Genomic DNA, 17779 nt, shown 5'->3' on the forward strand with positions numbered 1-17779 from the left:
CGGGGGTGGTCATGGCCGAGGTGACGGGTCGCGGCGGAACGGCGGAGAGCGACGTGGGCGAGGATGGCTCGCGCCAGGGGAACGGGCAGAAGAGCGCCGGCGAGGTTCTCATCGTCACCGGGATGTCGGGTGCCGGCCGGTCGACCGCCGCCAACGCCCTCGAGGATCTCGGCTGGTACGTGGTCGACAACCTGCCGCCCCAGATGCTCAAGCCGCTGCTGGATCTCACCGAGCTCGCGGCGGGCGTCCTGCCTCGTGTCGCCGTGGTCGTCGACGTGCGCGGGCGCGACCTCTTCTCCGACCTTCCCGAGGCGATGCGCGCGCTCCGGGAGCGCCGCCAGATCCGGCTGATGTTCCTGGACGCCTCGGACGAGGTGCTCGTGCGTCGCTTCGAGGCCGTGCGCCGGCCCCACCCGCTCCAGGGCGACGGCACCATCCTCGACGGCATCCGGCTCGAGCGCGCGCGGCTCACCGCCGTGCGCGAGAGCGCGGACGTCATCATGGACACCTCGACGTACAACATCCACCAGTTGGCCACGCAGGTGAGCGATCTCTTCTCCGAGGAGAATGCCGCGCGGCATACCCTCACGATCCTGAGCTTCGGGTTCAAGTACGGGCTGCCGCCCGATGCCGACCTCGTCGCCGACATGAGGTTCCTGCCCAATCCGTTCTGGAACGAAGGGCTGCGTCCGCTCACCGGCGAGGATGCCGACGTGCGCGAGTTCGTCCTCGCGCAGGAGGGCGCCGAGGACTTCATCGCGGCGTACGCCACCGCGCTGCGCCCGGTTCTGGCCGGCTACCAGCGTGAGAACAAGCGCCATTCGGTCGTCGCGGTCGGGTGCACCGGTGGCAAGCATCGCTCCGTCGTGATGGCGCGCGAGCTCGCCGACCGCCTTGCCGGCGTGCCCGGGGTCGCCGTGCGGGTGAAGCACCGCGACCTCGGGCGTGAATGACTCCGGCCGAGTAGGCTTGTCCTTCGTTCCAGGACCCATCCGCGAAGGAGACCCGTGTCGCTCACTGCTGACGTGAAGGCCGAGCTGATCACCGTGCGCGACCCGCGCCCGACGGCCCGCGTGGCAGAGCTGACCTCGTTGCTGCGGTTCTCCGGAGGACTGCACTCGATCGCGAATCGAGTCGCCGTCGAGGCGGAGGTCGATTCCGACGTCCTCGCGCGGCGCACCGCTCGCGATCTCGTCGAGCTCTACGGCGTGCGGCCCGAACTCGTCCACGTCCAGGGGTCTGGTGCGCGCAACGGCAGCCACTACGCCGTACGCGTGATCGACGGCGGCGAGACGCTCGCTCGTCAGACCGGCCTGCTCGACCAGCGCCGGCGCCCCGTGCGCGGGCTGCCCAACAAGCTGACGACCGGCTCGCGCGGCGACCTCGCCGCGATCTGGCGCGGCGCATTCCTGGCTGCCGGCTCGCTGAGCGAGCCCGGCCGGTCGGCGGCGCTCGAGATCACCTGCCCGTCATCGGAGGCCGCGATGGCCCTGGTCGGTGCCGCGCACCGCCTCGGCATCGCCGGCAAGGCGCGCGAGGTGCGCGGTGTGCCGCGCGTCGTGGTCCGCGAGGGCGAGGCGATCCGCGCAGCCCTCGCCGCGATGGGCGCCGTCCGCGCCGCGTCGGACTGGGATCAGATGCGCCAGCGGCGAGAAGTCCGCGCCGGCGTCAACCGGCTCGTCAACTTCGACGACGCGAACCTGCGGCGCTCGGCCCAGGCCGCCGTCGCCGCGTGCGCGCGGGTCGAGCGTGCGCTCGAGATCCTGGGGGATGAGGTGCCCGAGCACCTCCGCGAAGCAGGCGAGCTGCGCCTCGCGCACCGCGACGCGAGCCTGGACGAGCTCGGCCACCACGCGGATCCGCCGCTGACCAAGGATGCCGTCGCCGGACGCATCCGACGGCTGCTCGCGATGGCCGACAAGAAGGCCGAGACCGACGGCGTGCCGGGCACGGACGCGGCTGTTCCGGCGGGTCTCGAAGACTGAGCCGAGGCATCCGGGTACTCGACGTCATCGAGGGAAGCAACCCCCGCGCGCGGACGTTGAGGCTCAGTAGGATGAACCCGTCACCCTCGCAGCGCCGAGGAATTCGGCGCGCGCCGACAGGAAGAAGAGAACATGGCGAAGTACACCTTGCCCGACCTCCCCTACGACTACGCCGCGCTCGAACCGCACATCAGCGGCAAGATCATGGAGCTGCACCACAGCAAGCACCACCAGGCGTATGTCACCGGTGCCAACACCGCTCTCGAGCAGCTGGCGGAGGCGCGTGAGACCGGCAGCCTCGCGAACGTGAACAAGCTCGAGAAGGACCTGGCCTTCAACCTGGGCGGTCACGTCAACCACTCCATCTTCTGGACGAACCTCTCGCCCAACGGCGGCGGCGAGCCCGACGGCGAGCTGCGCGCCGCGATCGACGAGTTCTTCGGCGGCTTCGACAAGTTCCAGGCGCACTTCACCGCGGCCGCGACCGGAATCCAGGGCTCGGGCTGGGCGGTGCTCAGCTGGGACCCGATCGGCGAGCAGCTCATCATTCAGCAGCTGTTCGATCAGCAGAGCAACACGGCCCAGGGCACGATCCCCGTCTTCCAGCTGGACATGTGGGAGCACGCTTTCTACCTGGACTACCTCAACGTCAAGGCCGACTACGTCAAGGCGGTCTGGAACATCGTCGACTGGCAGAACGTCGCTCTGCGCCTCGACGCCGCCCGGCAGAAGACGTCGGGCCTGCTGGTACTGTCATAGCTGGCGAGGCGTCCCGGCGGGTGCGCCCGCCGGGACGCCGTTGTCCACCGTCTGAATCGCACCAACCGCGCACTCGCGCACGACACATCTCAGGAGAAATTCCGTGGCTGTCAAGATCGGCATCAACGGCTTCGGCCGCATCGGACGCAACTTCCTTCGCGCGGCTCTCGCGCAGGGCGCGGACCTCGAAATCGTGGCGGTGAACGACCTCACCGACAACAAGACGCTCGCGCACCTCCTCACGTACGACTCGGTCGGAGGCCCGCTGAGCGAATCGGTCTCGTACGACGGCGACTCGATCACGGTGGGCGGCAAGTCCATCAAGGTCTTCGAGGAGCGCGACCCCGCCAACCTCCCGTGGGGCGAGCTGGGAGTGGACATCGTCATCGAGTCCACCGGACGCTTCACCAAGGCCGAGGACGCCAAGAAGCACATCGCGGGCGGCGCCAAGAAGGTCCTGATCTCCGCACCCGCCACCGGCGACGACGTCACGATCGTGATGGGTGTCAACGAGGGCGAGTACGACCCCGAGAACCACGTCATCATCTCCAACGCCTCGTGCACCACGAACTGCCTCGCGCCCCTCGCGAAGGTGTTCAACGACGCCTTCGGCATCGAGCGCGGCTTCATGATGACCGCTCACGCGTACACCGCGGATCAGAACCTCCAGGACGGCCCGCACAGCGACCTGCGTCGCGCGCGCGCCGCGGCGATCAACATCGTGCCGGCCTCCACCGGCGCCGCGAAGGCCATCGGCCGGGTGCTGCCCGAGCTCAACGGCAAGCTCAGCGGTTCGTCGTACCGGGTGCCGGTCCCCACCGGCTCCATCGTCGACCTGACGATCGTCACGCCGACCGAGGGCCTCACCGTCGAGCAGGTCAACGAGGCCTACAAGGCCGCCGCGGCCGAGGGCCGTCTGGCCGGTTACCTCGAGTACACCGAGGACCCGATCGTCTCCAGCGACATCCAGCTCAACCCGCACTCGTCGATCTTCGACTCGGAGCTCACCAACGTCAGCGGCAACCTGGTCAAGGTGTCGGCGTGGTACGACAACGAGTGGGGCTACTCGAACCGCCTCGTCGACCTGACCGAGTACGTCGCCGAGCGCCTGTAACCCGCCATGGCCCTGCGCACCCTCAGCACCCTGGGTTCGCTGGCCGGCAAGCGCGTCATCGTCCGTGCTGACCTCAACGTCCCCCTGAAGGACGGCGTCATCACGGACGATGGCCGTGTGCGGGCCACGCTCCCCACGCTCAACGCCCTCATCAACCAGGGCGCGCGCGTCCTGGTCTGCTCGCACCTCGGTCGCCCCGACGGAGCGCCGGACTCGAAGTACAGCCTCGCGCCCGTCGCCCAGCGTCTGTCCGAGCTGCTCGGAAAGCCGGTCGCCTTCGCCCGCGACACGGTGGGGGAGTCGGCCCACGAGGCCGCGGCCGCCCTCGAGGACGGCGATGTCGCGGTGCTCGAGAACCTCCGCTTCAACCCGGGCGAGACGTCCAAGGACGACTCTGAGCGGCGCGCGTTCGCCGAGCAGCTCGCCGGGCTCGGAGACGTCCTCGTGTCGGACGGCTTCGGCGTGGTGCACCGCAAGCAGGCGTCGGTGTACGACCTCGCCGAGATCCTGCCGTCGGCCGCGGGATCGCTCATCGAGAAGGAGGTCGATGTCCTCGACCGCCTCACCGAGAACCCGGAGCGCCCCTACACAGTCGTCCTGGGCGGCTCGAAGGTCAGCGATAAGCTCGGGGTCATCGATCACCTGCTGCCGCGCGTGGACCGGCTTCTGGTCGGTGGCGGCATGATGTTCACGTTCCTGGCCGCGCAGGGCCACAAGGTCGGGGCGAGCCTGCTCGAGCAGGACCAGCTCGACACCGTCACCCGGTACATGGCGAAGGCGAAGGAGCTCGGGGTCGAACTCGTCCTCCCCGTCGACGCCGTGGTCGCCGCGTCGTTCGCGGCCGATGCCGAGCACGTGGTCGCACCTGCCTCGGCCCTCGAAGACACCGCGTTCGGAGCATCCGGTCTCGGGCTCGACATCGGACCCGAGACGGCCGTGATCTTCGCGGACGCGGTGCGCGGCTCGAAGACCGTGTTCTGGAACGGCCCGATGGGCGTGTTCGAGATGGCGCCCTTCGCCGCCGGCACCAAGGCCGTCGCGAAGGCGCTCACCGAGGTCGACGGACTGTCCGTCGTCGGTGGCGGCGACTCCGCCGCAGCGGTGCGCCAGCTCGGCTTCGCAGACGACGAGTTCGGTCACATCTCGACCGGCGGAGGCGCGAGCCTGGAGTTCCTCGAAGGAAAGAAGCTTCCCGGACTGGAGGTCCTCGGATGGCAATAGCGCCGCGCACCCCGCTCATCGCGGGCAACTGGAAGATGAACCTCGACCACCTGCAGGCGGTCGCGTTCGTGCAGAAGCTGCACTGGACGCTGAAGGACGCCAAGCACGAGGACGGCTCCGTCGAGGTGGCGGTCTTCCCGCCGTTCACCGACCTGCGCACCGTGCAGACGCTCCTGGACGCCGACAAGATCCCGTTCGCACTCGGCGCGCAGGATCTGTCGGCGCACGACTCCGGCGCCTACACCGGCGAGGTGTCCGGCGCCTTCCTCGCGAAGCTCGACAACCGGTACGTCATCATCGGTCACTCCGAGCGGCGGCAGTACCACGCCGAGAGCGACGAGGTCGTGGCAGCCAAAGTCAAGGCGGCACTGCGGCACGGCCTGATTCCCGTGATCTGCGTCGGCGAGACGAGCGAAGACCTCGAGAAGTTCGGTGCGAGCGCGGTTCCGGTGGCGCAGCTGACCGCCGCCCTGGCAGGCGTGAAGGCGGATGCCGAGATCGTCGTCGCGTACGAGCCGGTGTGGGCCATCGGCTCGGGCCAGGCGGCAACGCCGCAGCAGGCGCAGGACGTGTGCGCCACGCTGCGCGGCGTCATCGCCGAGAAGCTGGGCGCGGATGCCGCGGCCAAGACCCGTGTGCTGTACGGCGGATCGGTGAAGGCGGCCAACATCGCCAGCTTCATGCGCGAGCCCGACGTGGACGGCGCTCTGGTCGGCGGCGCGAGCCTCGTCGTCGACGAGTTCGCCGCGATCATCCGGTACCAGAAGCACGTCGGCGTGTGAGAGCTGACCTATACTGAGACACTGCGTGCCCAGTCTCGGCACGCTGAAAGGCGTTGATCTGTGCAGATCCTCGAATTCGTCCTGCAGGTGCTCCTGGGCATCACGAGCCTCCTGCTGACCCTTCTGATCCTGCTCCACAAGGGGCGCGGCGGCGGACTGTCCGACATGTTCGGCGGCGGCATGACCTCGGCTCTCGGCTCCTCCGGCCTCGCCGAGCGTAACCTCAACCGGTTCACGGTCGTGCTCGCGCTGGCATGGTTCGCGGCGATCGTCGCACTGGGCCTGATCACGAAGTTCCAGGCGCTCTGATGGCGACCGGAGGCAACGCGATCCGCGGCACCCGTGTCGGTGCCGGCCCGATGGGCGAGCAGGACCACGGTTTCCACGCCGACCGTATCGCCGTCTCGTACTGGGATGCGCTGGGCAACGAGACCGTGCGCTACTTCGCGGCCGGGATCCCCGAGGAGGAGATCCCCGAGACCATCGACTCGCCGCACTCCGGCCTGCCCGCCGGCCGCGACAAGGAGAACCCGCCTGCCGTGGCGAAGACCGAGCCGTACAAGACGCATCTCGCCTACGTGAAGGAGCGTCGCACCGAGGAAGAGGCCGAGGCCCTCCTGGACGACGCGCTGAAGCAGCTGCGCGAGCGACGTGGACAGGGCTGACCGCACAGCCGTGTGACGTAGGAAAGAGCGGATGCCTCGTGTCGAGGCATCCGCTCTTTCAGTACTCGCGATCGATGAGGTCGGGCGGAACCTGAGAGGCCGCCGCCTCGTCGACGAAGAACACCGTGCGCTTGCGACCCTTGGCGCCGGCCGCCGGCACGCTCGCATAGCTCGCCCCCGCGAGGGCGAGTCCCAGCGCCGAAGCCTTGTCGGCTCCCGAGACCACCATCCACACGCGCTTCGAGCCGTTGATGACCGGTCGGGTCATCGTGACGCGCTCGGGCGGGGGCTTCGGAGCGCCATGCACCGGCACGACCGAGCGGTCGGTGATCAGGATCTCGGGCCGATCGGGGAACAGCGACGCGATGTGCGCGTCGGGTCCGACTCCGAGGAAGCACACGTCGAAGGCGGGCCAGGCTCCGTCCGGGCCGGGGTAGCGCGCGAGCTCGGCGGCGTACGCGGAGGCCGCGGCCTCGGCATCCGCGTTCGCGCCCTCGGCCGGCATCGCGTGGATGTTGGCAGCCGGCACGTCGATGGCATCGAGCAGGGCGCTTCGCGCCTGCTTCTCGTTGCGCTCCTCATCGGCGGCAGGCACGAAGCGCTCGTCGCTCCACCAGAAGTGGACGAGCGACCAGTCGATGCGCTCGATGCGCGGATTGCGGGCCGCCGCCGCGAGGACGGCCGCGCCCATCGAGCCGCCGGTGAGCGAGATGTGCGCGAGCTTGCCCTCGTCCACGCGTTTGGAGACGCGGCTCAGGAACCGGGCTGCGACGGAGTCGGCGAGCGCCGCGGGATCGGGACTGATGACGACCCGCTTCTCGGCCCAGGCCTCAACCATCCGCGTCACTCACCCGAACGACTCGTCATGCGTCCTGCGTCTCCTTCGTCGCCGGAGGGTCGAGCAGCTCCCAGCCCTCCGTGATGACTCGACCATACAGGACGTCCGGGTCGAGGCGACGAAGCTCCTCCGCGAGGCACTCCCGCAGAGTGCGGCGCGGAAAGGCGAGCTCGTGACTGGGCTGTCCGGGCTGGGTGAGGGTCGCGCGGCCGGGCGTGGGACGCTCCAGCAGCACCTCTCCGCTCGGACGTTCGAGGGCGACCGACTTGATCCCGTGCGGCCATTCCGCCGGATCGAGGTACGCCCAGTCCACGGGGACGTCCAGTGTCAGCCGCAGCCACGCGGCGAGCAGCGCGGTCGACGGCGAGTCCGAGGCCCCACGCACGCGCACGGCGGTCACCGGCTCGTACGGCGGCTGGTCCAGGATCGCAGCGAGCTGCTCGCGCCAGCGCGTCAGGCGCGTCCACGAGAGATCGGTGTCGCCCGGCGCGTACTGGCCACCGAGCGCCGCGACGAATCCGGACGGATCCGCCTTGGTGGCGGCATCCGTGATCCGCCGCTGCGCGATCTTGCCGATCGACGTCCTCGAGATGTTCTCGGGCGTGCGGTTGGGCCACCACACCACGACGGGTGCGTCGGGCAGGAGCAGCCCGGTGACGAGGCTCTCGAGGTTGGAGTTGCCGGCGTCGCCGAACACGCGCAGTGTCACGACCTCGCTGGCCCCGGCGTCGCCGCCCACGCGGATCTGCGCGTCCAGGCGAGGGTCCGCATCGAGACTGTCGCCGATCATGAGCACGATGACGCGCATCGGGTGCTCGCGCGAGGCGTCGTTGGCGGCCTCGATGACCTCCTCGACCGCACCCTCACGGGTCAGGATGATGAGTGTCAGCACACGGCCGAGCGCCACCGCGCCGCCCTCCTCGCGCACGCTGACCAGCGCACGCGAGATCTTGCTGACGGTGGTGTCGGGAAGATCGACGATCACGGGCGCCTCCAGCTGCGTCCATCGCGGGCGAGCATCTCGTCCGCTGATGCCGGGCCCCATGACCCGGGCGAGTACTGTTCAACCGGTCCGCCCTGCTCGTCCCAGAAGCGCTCGATCGGATCGAGGATCTTCCACGAGAGCTCGACCTCCTCGTGGCGGGGGAAGAGGGGCGGGTCGCCGAGGAGCACGTCGAGGATCAGCCGCTCGTACGCCTCGGGGCTCGCCTCGGTGAAGGCGTGACCGTAGCCGAAGTCCATCGTGACGTCGCGCACCTGGGCGCCCGCACCGGGCACCTTCGAGCCGAACCGGATCGTGACACCCTCGTCGGGCTGCACGCGGATGACGAGGGCGTTCTGACCCTGGCCCGACGTCTGACTGCGAGAGAAGAGCAGCTCGGGTGCGCGTTTGAACACCACGGCGATCTCGGTCACGCGACGGCCCAGACGCTTACCGGTGCGCAGATAGAACGGCACGCCCGCCCAGCGCCGCGTGTTGACCTCGAGCGTGACCGCGGCATACGTCTCGGTCGTGGAGTGCGGGTTCATGCCGTCCTCCTCGAGGAAGCCCAGAACCTTCTCGCCGCCCTGCCATCCGCCCGCATACTGTCCACGCGCCGTGGAGCGGGCGAGGTCGGCGGGCAGGTTCACCGCAGCGAGAACCTTCTCCTTCTCGGCGCGGAGATCCTTCGCATCGAACGAGATCGGCTCCTCCATTGCGGTGAGCGCCATGAGCTGCAGGAGGTGGTTCTGAATGACGTCACGCGCGGCGCCAACGCCGTCGTAGTAGCCGGCACGGCCGCCCACGCCGATGTCTTCGGCCATCGTGATCTGCACGTGGTCGACGTAGTTGCGGTTCCAGATCGGCTCGTACAGCTCGTTGGCGAAGCGCAGCGCCAGGATGTTCTGGACCGTCTCCTTGCCGAGGTAGTGGTCGATGCGGAAGATCGAGTCGGCCGGGAACGCCGAGCGCAGCACGTCGTTGAGGGCGGCGGCCGACTCCTGATCGTGGCCGAACGGCTTCTCGATGACCACTCGCCGCCAGCGGTCGGGCTGGTCAGCGGTGTCGTCGACGAGGCCCGATGACTTCAGCTGCTCCGCGACGATCGGGAACGCCTTCGGCGGGATCGAGAGGTAGAACGCGTGGTTGCCCATGGTTCCGCGCTCGGTGTCGAGGCGGTCGACCGTCTCGCGCAGCCTGCGGAACGCGTCGGGGTCGTGGAACTCGCCCGACACGAACCGGATGCCCTGCAGCAGCTGCTGCCAGGTCTCGTCACGGAACTCGGTGCGCGCGTGCTGCCGCACGGCGTCGTACACCACCTGTGCGAAGTCCTGGTCCTCCCAGTCGCGACGGGCGAAGCCGACGAGCGCGAAGCCCGGCGGCAGCAGCCCCCGATTGGCGAGGTCGTACACGGCGGGCATGAGCTTCTTGCGGGAGAGGTCTCCCGTGACGCCGAAGATGACGAGCGCGCTCGGGCCGGCGATGCGGTTGAGGCGACGGTCTTCGGGGTCGCGCAGCGGGTTGCGCCCGCGCGAAATCTCGACGGTCATGGGGCGGTGAGCTCCTACTGGGCCGCTTCGAAGAGCGAGAGCACTTCGATCTGGGGATCGGTGAGGGTGAGGGAGACGACCGGGCGGCCGTGGCCCTCGGACAGGACGCTCGCGTCGCCCGCGGCCTGCGCCTGGATCAGCTGGCCGAACGTGAACGGTCGCCCGGGGATCTCGAGATCGACATCGGTCTGCTCGAGGATCTGCAGGAACACGCCGTTGGCCGGCCCGCCCTTGTGGTACTGGCCGGTCGAGTGCAGGAAGCGCGGGCCCCAGCCGAACGTGGTCGGGCGGCCGGAGTCGGCGGCGACGAGTTCACGCAGCCCTGCCAGCTGCGGCAGCTCGAGCCGGTTCACGTACGCGTGGATCGCGACGTAGCCGTCCTCCGGAAGTCGGGCCCAGAGCGCGTCGAGCACGCCCGCGACGGTTCCGGATGCCGCGAGTTCGGGGTCCGACACGCGCACCTCGACGCCTTCGACGGTGAACGCGGGCGGAGTCGGCGCGGGCCGTGCGTCGAGAAGGCCACGGGCGGCCACCTTGGCCGATTCCACGTCGGGCTGATCGAAGGGATTGATCCCCAGCATCCGTCCGGCGATCGCCGTGGCGTACTCCCACACCACGAACTGGGCGCCGAGCGATCCGCTCACCAGCACCTCGCCCTCATGGTGCTCGAAGAGATGGAACTCCTTCGCCTCGTCGACGAGGCGCACGACCTGAAGATCTGCGGGCCGGCTCTCGAGCTCGGGCGAGACCGGGAGCAGGACGACGGGAAGGATGCCGGTGCCCTCCTTTCCGGTCGACTCCGCGATGAGCTGCTCGATCCAGTCCGGCAGGCCCACGATGTGGGTGCCGTCGGTGACCAGGCCCAGCTTGTCGCGACGAGCCTGTGCTCGATTGCCGTCCTGGGCCGGGTCGCTGCCGTGACCGCCGGCGATCGCCGCGGCCAGCACGAGGGCCGGGTTGTCGGGGCTGTCGATCGCGACCTCGAGGAGAGAGGCCTCGGCCTCGTCGAGGAGCTCGGCGATGTCGACACCGGCCAGCCCCGTGGGCACGAGGCCGAAGGCGGTCAGCGCCGAGTACCGGCCGCCGACGGTCGGGTCGGCGTTGAAGACGGTGTAGCCGTCGGCGCGCGCCGCCTGATCGAGCGGCGAGCCCGGGTCGGTCACCACGACGATCCGCTCGCGCGGGTCGATGCCGAGATCCCGGAAGGCGGCCTCGAACGCCCGCTTGGCCGAATCCGTCTCGACGGTGGATCCGGACTTGGACGACACGACGAGCACGGTCCGGGTGAGGTCGCCGGCCTCGGCGTCGCCGTCGAGCGCGGCGAGGACCTGCCCGGGCGCGGTGGAGTCGAGGATCACCAGTGGCACTCCGGCCGTCTGCGCGATGACCTCGGGGGCGAGCGACGAACCACCCATACCGGCGAGCACCACGCGCGTCACGCCCTTCGCGCGGAGCTGGGCGCGCAGCGCCTCGATCTCGGCGACGAGGGGACGCGAGACGCTGACGGCCTCGACCCAGCCCAGGCGTTTGGACGCCTCGTCCTCTGCGGCAGCGCCCCACAGGCTCCCGTCGCCCGCCGTGATCCCCGACGCCACGAGGCTGTCGACCAGCCCGGGGAGCGTCGCGTCGACGAGCGACTTGACGTGCCCGCTGAGATGGATGTCGAAGCTCATCGGGCGGCCTCGACGGCGCCCTCGAGCGCCGTCTTGACCGTTGCCTGGAGGTCGTGCCACGAGGCGATGAACTTGTCGACGCCCTCGTCCTCGAGCACCTGGGTGACGTCGTCGAAGTCCACGCCCACCGCGGCGAGCCGCGCGAAGACCTCGTGCGCCGCCTCGTACGTGCCGGTGACGGCGTCGCCGGCGATGCTGCCGTGATCGAAGGTGGCCTCGAGCGTCTTCTCCGGCATGGTGTTGACCGTTCCGGGTGCGACGAGCTCGGTCACGTAGAGCGTGTCGGGGAGCGACGGGTCCTTGACGCCGGTCGAGGCCCACAGCGGGCGCTGCACGTGCGCTCCGGCATCCGTCAGCGCCTTCGCGCGATCGGTGGCGAACTCCTTCTCGAACAGCTCATAGGCCAGGCGGGCGTTGGCGACGCCAGCGAGCGACTTGAGCGCCGTGGCCTCGTCGGTGCCGATGGCCACCAGGCGCTTGTCGACCTCGGTGTCCACGCGCGACACGAAGAACGACGCGACGGAATGGATGGTCGAGATGTCGTGACCGTTCGCCTGCGCCTGCTCGATGCCGACGAGGAAAGCCTCGATGACCTCGGAGTAGCGCTCGAGGCTGAAGATCAGCGTCACGTTGACCGAGATCCCCTCGGCGAGCGTCGCCGTGATCGCCGGCAGACCGGCCTTCGTCGCCGGGATCTTGATGTGCACGTTCGGCCGGCCGACCTTGGCCCACAGCTCCTTGGCCTGGGCGATGGTGCCGTCGGTGTCGTGCGCGAGATCGGGGGAGACCTCGATCGACACGCGGCCGTCGACGCCCCCGGTCGCGTCGTACACCGGGCGGAAGATGTCGGCGGCGTCGCGCACGTCATCGGTGGTGGCGGCGAAGATCGCGTCGTCCACGGACGCGCCCGCGTTGGCGAGCGCCGTGATCTGCTCGGCGTACGCGTGCCCGCCGCCGCCGATGGCGCCCTGGAAGATCGTCGGGTTCGTCGTCACGCCGCTGACGTTGCGCGTCGAGATGAGCTCGGTCAGGTTGCCGGTGGTGATCCGCTCGCGCGACAGATCGTCGAGCCAGATGCTCACGCCCTCGGCGACCAGCTTCTCAGTGGGGGTGCTCATTGCGTTCTCCTCGGATTACTCGGCCGCCGCTGCCGCGGCACCGATGGTCTCGTGGGCCGCCGCGACGACGGCGTCGGCGGTGATGCCGAACTTCTGGAACAGGGTCTTGTAGTCCGCCGACGCGCCGAAGTGGTCGATGGCGACGGAACGGCCGGCATCGCCGACGATCCCGCGCCATGTGAGCGCCGAGCCGGCCTCGACCGACACGCGTGCCTTGACCCCTGCGGGCAGGACCTGCTCGCGGTACGCGTCGTCCTGCTCGGCGAACCACTCCAGGGACGGAGCCGACACCACGCGGGCGTTCACGCCTTCGGCAGCGAGCGTCTCGCGGGCTGAGACGGCCAGCTGCACCTCGGAGCCCGTGGCGATGAGGATCACGTCGGGCGTGCCGTTGGGCGCTTCGGCGAGGACGTACGCGCCCTTGGCGACGTTGTCGGCGGACGCGAAGACGTCCCCGGATGCCTCGCCGTCACCGCGCTCGAACACCGGGATGTTCTGACGCGTCAGCGCGATGCCCGACGGTCCGCCCTGGCGGCGGAGGATCTCGAGCCACGCGGCCGAGGTCTCGTTGGCATCCGCCGGACGCACCACCGTGAAGTTCGGGATGGCGCGGAGCGTCGCGAGCTGCTCGACAGGCTGGTGGGTCGGGCCGTCCTCGCCGAGCGCGACGGAGTCGTGCGTCCACACGAAGATCGACGGGATGTCCATGAGCGCGGCCAGACGGACCGAGGGGCGCATGTAGTCGCTGAAGATCAGGAACGTGCCGCCGAAGGGGCGGGTCGGTCCGTGCAGCTTGATGCCGTTGACGATCGCGCCCATCGCGTGCTCGCGGATGCCGAAGTGCAGCACCCGTCCGTACGGATCGCCCGACCACTCGTGGGTCGACCACTCCGACGGGATGAACGACTTCGCGTCCTTGATCGTGGTGAGGTTCGACTCGGCCAGGTCGGCCGATCCGCCCCACAGCTCCGGCAGCTTCGCGGCGAGCGCGTTGATGACCAGGCCCGATGCCGCGCGCGTCGAGACGTCCTTGCCGGCCTCGAAGGACGGCAGAGCGGATGGCACGTCCTGCGGCAGCTCGCCGGCTTCGAGGCGGTCCAGCAGCGCCTTGCGCTCGGGGTTCGCCTCAGCCCACGCGTCGAATGCGGTCTGCCACTCGGCGCGCGCCTCGGCGGCGCGCTCCTTCAGCGACCGCGTGTGCGCGAGCACGTCGTCGGCGACGACGAACGACTGCTCGGGATCGAAGCCGAGCACCTTCTTCGTGGCGGCGAGCTCGTCGGCGCCCAGCGCGGAGCCGTGGATCTTGCCGGTGTTCTGCTTGCCGGGCGAGGGCCAGCCGATGATGGTGCGAAGGATGATCAGCGACGGCTTGCCGGTCTCGCCCTTCGCCGCCTCGAGCGCCTCGTACAGCTCGGCCACGTCCTCGACGTACTCGCCGGTGCGCTTCCAGTCCACGACCTGCACGTGCCAGCCGTACGACTCGTACCGCTTCTGCACGTCCTCGGTGAACGCGACGTTCGTGTCGTCCTCGATCGAGATCTGGTTGGAGTCGTAGATCGCGATGAGGTTGCCCAGCTGCTGGTGTCCGGCGAGGCTCGACGCCTCGCTGGTGACACCCTCCTGCAGGTCGCCGTCGCCGGCGATGACGTACACGAAGTGATCGAAGGGCGACGTGCCCGCCGCGGCCTCCGGATCGAACAGGCCGCGCTCATAGCGGGCCGCGTACGCGAACCCGACGGCCGACGCCAGGCCCTGGCCCAGCGGGCCGGTCGTGATCTCCACGCCCTTGGTGTGTCCGTACTCGGGGTGGCCGGGCGTCTTCGAGCCCCACGTGCGCAGCGCCTTCAGGTCGTCCAGCTCCAGGCCGAATCCGCCCAGGTACAGCTGCACGTACTGCGTCAGCGACGAGTGACCCGCCGACAGGATGAACCGGTCGCGTCCCAGCCAGTGCGTGTCCGCCGGGTCGTGACGCAGCACCCGCTGGTACAGCAGGTACGCCGCCGGTGCCAGGCTCATCGCGGTGCCCGGGTGGCCGTTGCCCACCTTCTCCACGGCATCCGCAGCCAACACACGAGCGGTGTCCACCGCGCGCCGATCGATCTCATCCCAACGCAGAACCGACACCGGGCCGCCTTTCTCGAGGAGGTGCGCCCGCAGAGAGGGGCCGGTCCGCGGGCCCTTGTCCGGATGGATAAGGGGGAATCGGCGGCGGGCGCGCGTGTGGTCTCAGCATAGCGAAGCGGGGTGCCGCCCAGGCCATGTGAACCTTCGTATGACGCAGTCTTGCGAACCGGCGCCCGCGTCCCGTGTCGCGGTCGTGTCGGGGCGGTCACGTTCTGCTCACTCGCGGCCGCAGCCGGTTGTGATCCGTGGCGGCTGCCCGCGGCAGGGGCGGAGGGGGCGATGCCATAGACTTGGGAGAGTTCTGCATACGGCGATTGCGGGGGCGATGGACATCACCAAGACGGCCGGGGTCGAGTCATCCACTCACCGGTCCCCTCGGAGCTTCGGCAGAACGGTTCGCGCCTACGTCGCGCTGATGAAGCCGCGCGTGCTCGAGCTGCTGCTGGTCACCACCGTCCCCGTGATGATCCTCGCCCAGGGCGGGTTCCCGAACGCATGGCTCGTGGTCGCCACCGTGATCGGCGGCACCGCAAGTGCGGGCTCCGCGGCGGCGTTCAACATGTACCTCGACCGTGACATCGACGCGCACATGCAGCGCACCGTCAACCGGCCGCTCGTGACCGGCGAGGTGTCGCCCAGGGGTGCGCTCATCTTCGCGTGGTCGCTGGCCGTGGGATCGACCGCCTGGCTGTGGCTCACCACCAACTGGCTGGCCGCGACGCTCTCGGCGAGCGCCATCTTCTTCTATGTCGTCATCTACACGATGATCCTGAAGCGCCGCACCGAGCAGAACATCGTGTGGGGCGGCATCGCCGGCTGCTTCCCGGTGCTGATCGGCTGGACCGCCGTCACGGGGTCGCTCGCGTGGCCGCCCGTCATCCTCTTCGCGCTCGTGTTCCTGTGGACGCCGCCGCACTACTGGCCGCTGTCGATGAAGTACAAGGAGCAGTACGAAGAGGTGAACGTGCCGATGCTCGGGGCGACGCGCAACGGATCACAGGTCGGGCTGCAGGTCATCCTCTACGCCTGGGCGACCGTCGTCTGCTCGCTGCTGCTCATTCCGGTGGCGGGCATGGGCCTGGTCTACTCCGTCTCGGCGATCGTCTTCGGCGGCTGGTTCATCTACGAGTCCCACCGGCTGTACAACCGCGCCGTGCGCGGCACCGAGCCGCGGCCGATGCGCGTCTTCCACGCGTCGATCACCTACCTCACGCTCATCTTCGTGGCGATCGCCGTCGACCCGCTGCTGCCTTTCTGACGCCGCGGCGCGGAGCACTGCAGCAGAACGAAGAGACACCACGCGGCTGCGTGGTGTCTCTTCGTTCACAGGGGTGTCAGCGGGCGGCGACGGCAGCGTCCTCGTCGGCATCGGCGGTACGTCCCACGGTCGGCACCGCTTCGGTGTAGCCGAGGCCGCGCTCGTAGCCGTGGTCCGTCGGGTCGGCATCCATGTGGGGCTCATCGCTCGCGTCAGCGGCTTCGGCCGGCTCGGCCGCCGCGCGCGGACGGAGCGTCGACAGCGCGGCGATGGCGAGGGCGAGCAGCAGACCGATGATGCCGGCTCCGAGCACGACGGCCCCCGCGACGGCCATGGACTGACCGACGTACACGTCGACGGGAGTCGCCGTCCCCGCGGTGAGCACGGTCGTCATGGTGCCGAGTCTGTCGCTCAGCAGATAGGCGCCGCCGGCGGCGGTCGCGAGAGAGACGACGACGAGGCCCCAGAACGGGACGCTGCGGACGAGATGGGGTCGCGTGGACATGCGTGGATCACTCCTCGGGTGCGCGGCCCGGGCGGCCGCGGCATCCCGACACCCTCGCAAGCCACTCCGTGCAGGAGCGATGCGAACCCTATGGATCGCCTGTGCGCCGCCGGTCGTCAGCGGGCGCTGACATCGACAGCGGCGGGCGCCTTGAGATTCATGACGACGGCGGTCATGGCGGCCACGAGCATGACCGCGAGCACCATGTGGATGTTGACGAGCCAGATCGGCAGACCGGTGCGCGCCTGCCAGAGTCCGACACCGGTCTGCGCGAGCTCGACGCCGAGCAGGAGCAGGGTCCACAGACGCAGGCGCAGCGCCGGGGGAGTGCGCCACGAGCCTGCTACCAGCACCAGAGTGAGCGCCAGCGTCATGTAAGCCGGCCACGAGTGGACGTGCTGCATGAACTCCGGGTTCAGCCCGTTCCGCGCGGCGCCGCCGTCGCCGGCGTGCGGCCCGGAGCCGGTCACCAGGATGCCGACGACCACGGTCACCAGCACGAACACGCTCGTCAGATGCGTCGTGACGGCGTACCAGCGGGGAACGGCGAGGATGCGGCGCCCCGGCGTGGAGTAGACGCGTGCGACGAGCACGGCGGCGAGGGCGACGAGCACGACCGACGCGAAGTAGTGGAGCCCGACGACATAGGGGTTGAGGTTCGTGAGGACGGTGATCCCGCCGATGATGGCCTGCAGCGGCACGTAGAGACCGATGGCGAGGCTCAGCCAGAACAGGTCGCCGCGTTGGCGGCGCATGCGCACGACGAAGAGGAACATCACGATCGCCACCACGACGAGCACGAACGTGAGCAGCCGGTTGCCGAACTCGATGACGCCGTGGATGCCCATCGCCTCGGTGGGCACGAGCGAGCCCGCGGTGCACTGCGGCCAGGTGGGGCAGCCCAGTCCGGAACCGGTGAGCCTGACCAGCCCGCCGGTGCCCACGATGCCGATCTGCACCACGAGCGACGCCCACGCCGCCACGACCACGCGCCGGTCGACGCGGTCGGGCAGCCACTCCCATGCGCGCCGCCATGCGCCGCGAGGCGTCGTCGTGGGGATTCGGGTCGCCTGATCCGTCGACATGGGGGTGGTCGCCTCCTGAGGCCGTTCCACGCCACGACCGCGCATCCGGCGCGGCGTCTGCCGTCCGGACGCGGGCGCGTCCGCGACAGGGTGGAACCTGTAGAATCGAGGGGTCGGTGG

17 protein-coding genes are annotated in these 17779 nt (G+C 69.6%); 9 read left to right on the forward strand and 8 right to left on the reverse strand.

Going from position 1 to position 17779, the window contains the following annotated elements; genetic code table 11:
* Positions 1–5: 5 nt before the first annotated feature.
* The 8 genes from rapZ (at position 6) to HF576_RS19520 (ending at position 6526) form a co-directional block, all read left to right on the forward strand.
* Entirely contained in the window at positions 6–953 is a 948-nt protein-coding gene (gene rapZ / locus HF576_RS19485) for an RNase adapter RapZ (RefSeq protein WP_425523024.1), read from the forward strand.
* 54 nt (positions 954–1007) lie between these two features.
* A complete protein-coding gene (gene whiA, locus HF576_RS19490; protein ID WP_168914500.1) occupies positions 1008–1985 on the forward strand; it encodes a DNA-binding protein WhiA in 978 nt (325 codons plus the stop codon).
* A 132-nt stretch (positions 1986–2117) separates the two neighbouring features.
* Positions 2118–2744 carry a superoxide dismutase gene (locus HF576_RS19495; protein WP_168914501.1) on the forward strand — a complete coding sequence of 209 codons (627 nt, stop codon included), beginning with the start codon at positions 2118–2120 and terminating at the stop codon, positions 2742–2744.
* Between the two features lie 103 nt (positions 2745–2847).
* Positions 2848–3858 (forward strand): type I glyceraldehyde-3-phosphate dehydrogenase, encoded by a 1011-nt coding sequence (gene gap / locus HF576_RS19500; RefSeq protein ID WP_168914502.1) that lies wholly within the window; start codon positions 2848–2850, stop codon positions 3856–3858.
* A 6-nt stretch (positions 3859–3864) separates the two neighbouring features.
* A complete protein-coding gene (locus tag HF576_RS19505; protein WP_168914503.1) occupies positions 3865–5079 on the forward strand; it encodes a phosphoglycerate kinase in 1215 nt (404 codons plus the stop codon).
* Positions 5070–5861, forward strand: a complete 792-nt coding sequence (gene tpiA, locus HF576_RS19510) for a triose-phosphate isomerase (RefSeq protein WP_168914504.1) — start codon at positions 5070–5072, stop codon at positions 5859–5861. Before HF576_RS19505 ends, tpiA begins: the two co-directional genes overlap by 10 nt.
* Positions 5862–5921: 60 nt before the next feature.
* Positions 5922–6170 carry a preprotein translocase subunit SecG gene (gene secG / locus HF576_RS19515; RefSeq protein ID WP_168914505.1) on the forward strand — a complete coding sequence of 83 codons (249 nt, stop codon included), beginning with the start codon at positions 5922–5924 and terminating at the stop codon, positions 6168–6170.
* Positions 6170–6526, forward strand: a complete 357-nt coding sequence (locus tag HF576_RS19520; RefSeq protein WP_168914506.1) for an RNA polymerase-binding protein RbpA — start codon at positions 6170–6172, stop codon at positions 6524–6526. Before secG ends, HF576_RS19520 begins: the two co-directional genes overlap by 1 nt.
* Before the next feature lie 58 nt (positions 6527–6584).
* Here the strand turns inward: HF576_RS19520 and pgl are convergent, their stop codons facing one another.
* From pgl to tkt, 6 genes are read right to left on the reverse strand one after another with little or no spacing between them, the layout of a single operon-like run.
* Complete coding sequence (gene pgl, locus HF576_RS19525; protein ID WP_168914507.1) at positions 6585–7364, reverse strand: 6-phosphogluconolactonase; 780 nt, start codon at positions 7362–7364, stop codon at positions 6585–6587.
* 25 nt (positions 7365–7389) lie between these two features.
* Positions 7390–8349 carry a glucose-6-phosphate dehydrogenase assembly protein OpcA gene (locus HF576_RS19530; RefSeq protein WP_168914508.1) on the reverse strand — a complete coding sequence of 320 codons (960 nt, stop codon included), beginning with the start codon at positions 8347–8349 and terminating at the stop codon, positions 7390–7392.
* Entirely contained in the window at positions 8346–9896 is a 1551-nt protein-coding gene (gene zwf, locus HF576_RS19535; protein WP_168914509.1) for a glucose-6-phosphate dehydrogenase, read from the reverse strand. The genes HF576_RS19530 and zwf overlap by 4 nt, the downstream gene beginning before the upstream one ends.
* Before the next feature lie 14 nt (positions 9897–9910).
* The gene (locus HF576_RS19540; protein ID WP_168914510.1) at positions 9911–11569 is read right to left on the reverse strand and encodes a glucose-6-phosphate isomerase; all 1659 of its coding nucleotides are present in this window, start codon (positions 11567–11569) and stop codon (positions 9911–9913) included.
* On the reverse strand, positions 11566–12687 hold the full coding sequence (tal, locus tag HF576_RS19545) for a transaldolase (protein WP_168914511.1): 1122 nt from the start codon (positions 12685–12687) through the stop codon (positions 11566–11568). The genes HF576_RS19540 and tal overlap by 4 nt, the downstream gene beginning before the upstream one ends.
* A gap of 15 nt (positions 12688–12702) precedes the next feature.
* Positions 12703–14811 (reverse strand): transketolase, encoded by a 2109-nt coding sequence (gene tkt, locus HF576_RS19550; protein ID WP_168914512.1) that lies wholly within the window; start codon positions 14809–14811, stop codon positions 12703–12705.
* 325 nt (positions 14812–15136) lie between these two features.
* Between tkt and HF576_RS19555 the strand changes: the two genes are divergently transcribed.
* Positions 15137–16069 carry a heme o synthase gene (locus HF576_RS19555; protein WP_168914513.1) on the forward strand — a complete coding sequence of 311 codons (933 nt, stop codon included), beginning with the start codon at positions 15137–15139 and terminating at the stop codon, positions 16067–16069.
* Between the two features lie 76 nt (positions 16070–16145).
* Here the strand turns inward: HF576_RS19555 and HF576_RS19560 are convergent, their stop codons facing one another.
* Both HF576_RS19560 and HF576_RS19565 read right to left on the reverse strand, forming a co-directional pair.
* Positions 16146–16574: a dinucleotide-utilizing enzyme gene (locus tag HF576_RS19560; RefSeq protein WP_168914514.1), complete on the reverse strand. Its 429-nt coding sequence runs from the start codon at positions 16572–16574 to the stop codon at positions 16146–16148.
* A gap of 116 nt (positions 16575–16690) precedes the next feature.
* Complete coding sequence (locus tag HF576_RS19565) at positions 16691–17659, reverse strand: COX15/CtaA family protein (protein WP_168914515.1); 969 nt, start codon at positions 17657–17659, stop codon at positions 16691–16693.
* Positions 17660–17779: the final 120 nt, after the last annotated feature.

Origin of the sequence: Microbacterium salsuginis, assembly GCF_012524205.1 — a bacterium.
Classification (GTDB): Bacteria; Actinomycetota; Actinomycetes; order Actinomycetales; family Microbacteriaceae; genus Microbacterium; species Microbacterium salsuginis.

Excerpts from the sequence above, each read along its gene's own strand:
- HF576_RS19495 (WP_168914501.1), top strand. The coding sequence starts at position 2,118 with ATGGCGAAGTACACCTTGCCCGACCTCCCCTACGACTACGCCGCGCTC.
- HF576_RS19505 (WP_168914503.1), top strand. The coding sequence starts at position 3,865 with ATGGCCCTGCGCACCCTCAGCACCCTGGGTTCGCTGGCCGGCAAGCGC.
- tpiA (WP_168914504.1), top strand. The coding sequence starts at position 5,070 with ATGGCAATAGCGCCGCGCACCCCGCTCATCGCGGGCAACTGGAAGATG.
- HF576_RS19520 (WP_168914506.1), top strand. The coding sequence starts at position 6,170 with ATGGCGACCGGAGGCAACGCGATCCGCGGCACCCGTGTCGGTGCCGGC.
- pgl (WP_168914507.1), bottom strand. The coding sequence starts at position 7,364 with ATGGTTGAGGCCTGGGCCGAGAAGCGGGTCGTCATCAGTCCCGATCCC.
- zwf (WP_168914509.1), bottom strand. The coding sequence starts at position 9,896 with ATGACCGTCGAGATTTCGCGCGGGCGCAACCCGCTGCGCGACCCCGAA.
- HF576_RS19540 (WP_168914510.1), bottom strand. The coding sequence starts at position 11,569 with ATGAGCTTCGACATCCATCTCAGCGGGCACGTCAAGTCGCTCGTCGAC.
- tal (WP_168914511.1), bottom strand. The coding sequence starts at position 12,687 with ATGAGCACCCCCACTGAGAAGCTGGTCGCCGAGGGCGTGAGCATCTGG.
- HF576_RS19555 (WP_168914513.1), top strand. The coding sequence starts at position 15,137 with ATGGACATCACCAAGACGGCCGGGGTCGAGTCATCCACTCACCGGTCC.
- HF576_RS19560 (WP_168914514.1), bottom strand. The coding sequence starts at position 16,574 with ATGTCCACGCGACCCCATCTCGTCCGCAGCGTCCCGTTCTGGGGCCTC.
- HF576_RS19565 (WP_168914515.1), bottom strand. The coding sequence starts at position 17,659 with ATGTCGACGGATCAGGCGACCCGAATCCCCACGACGACGCCTCGCGGC.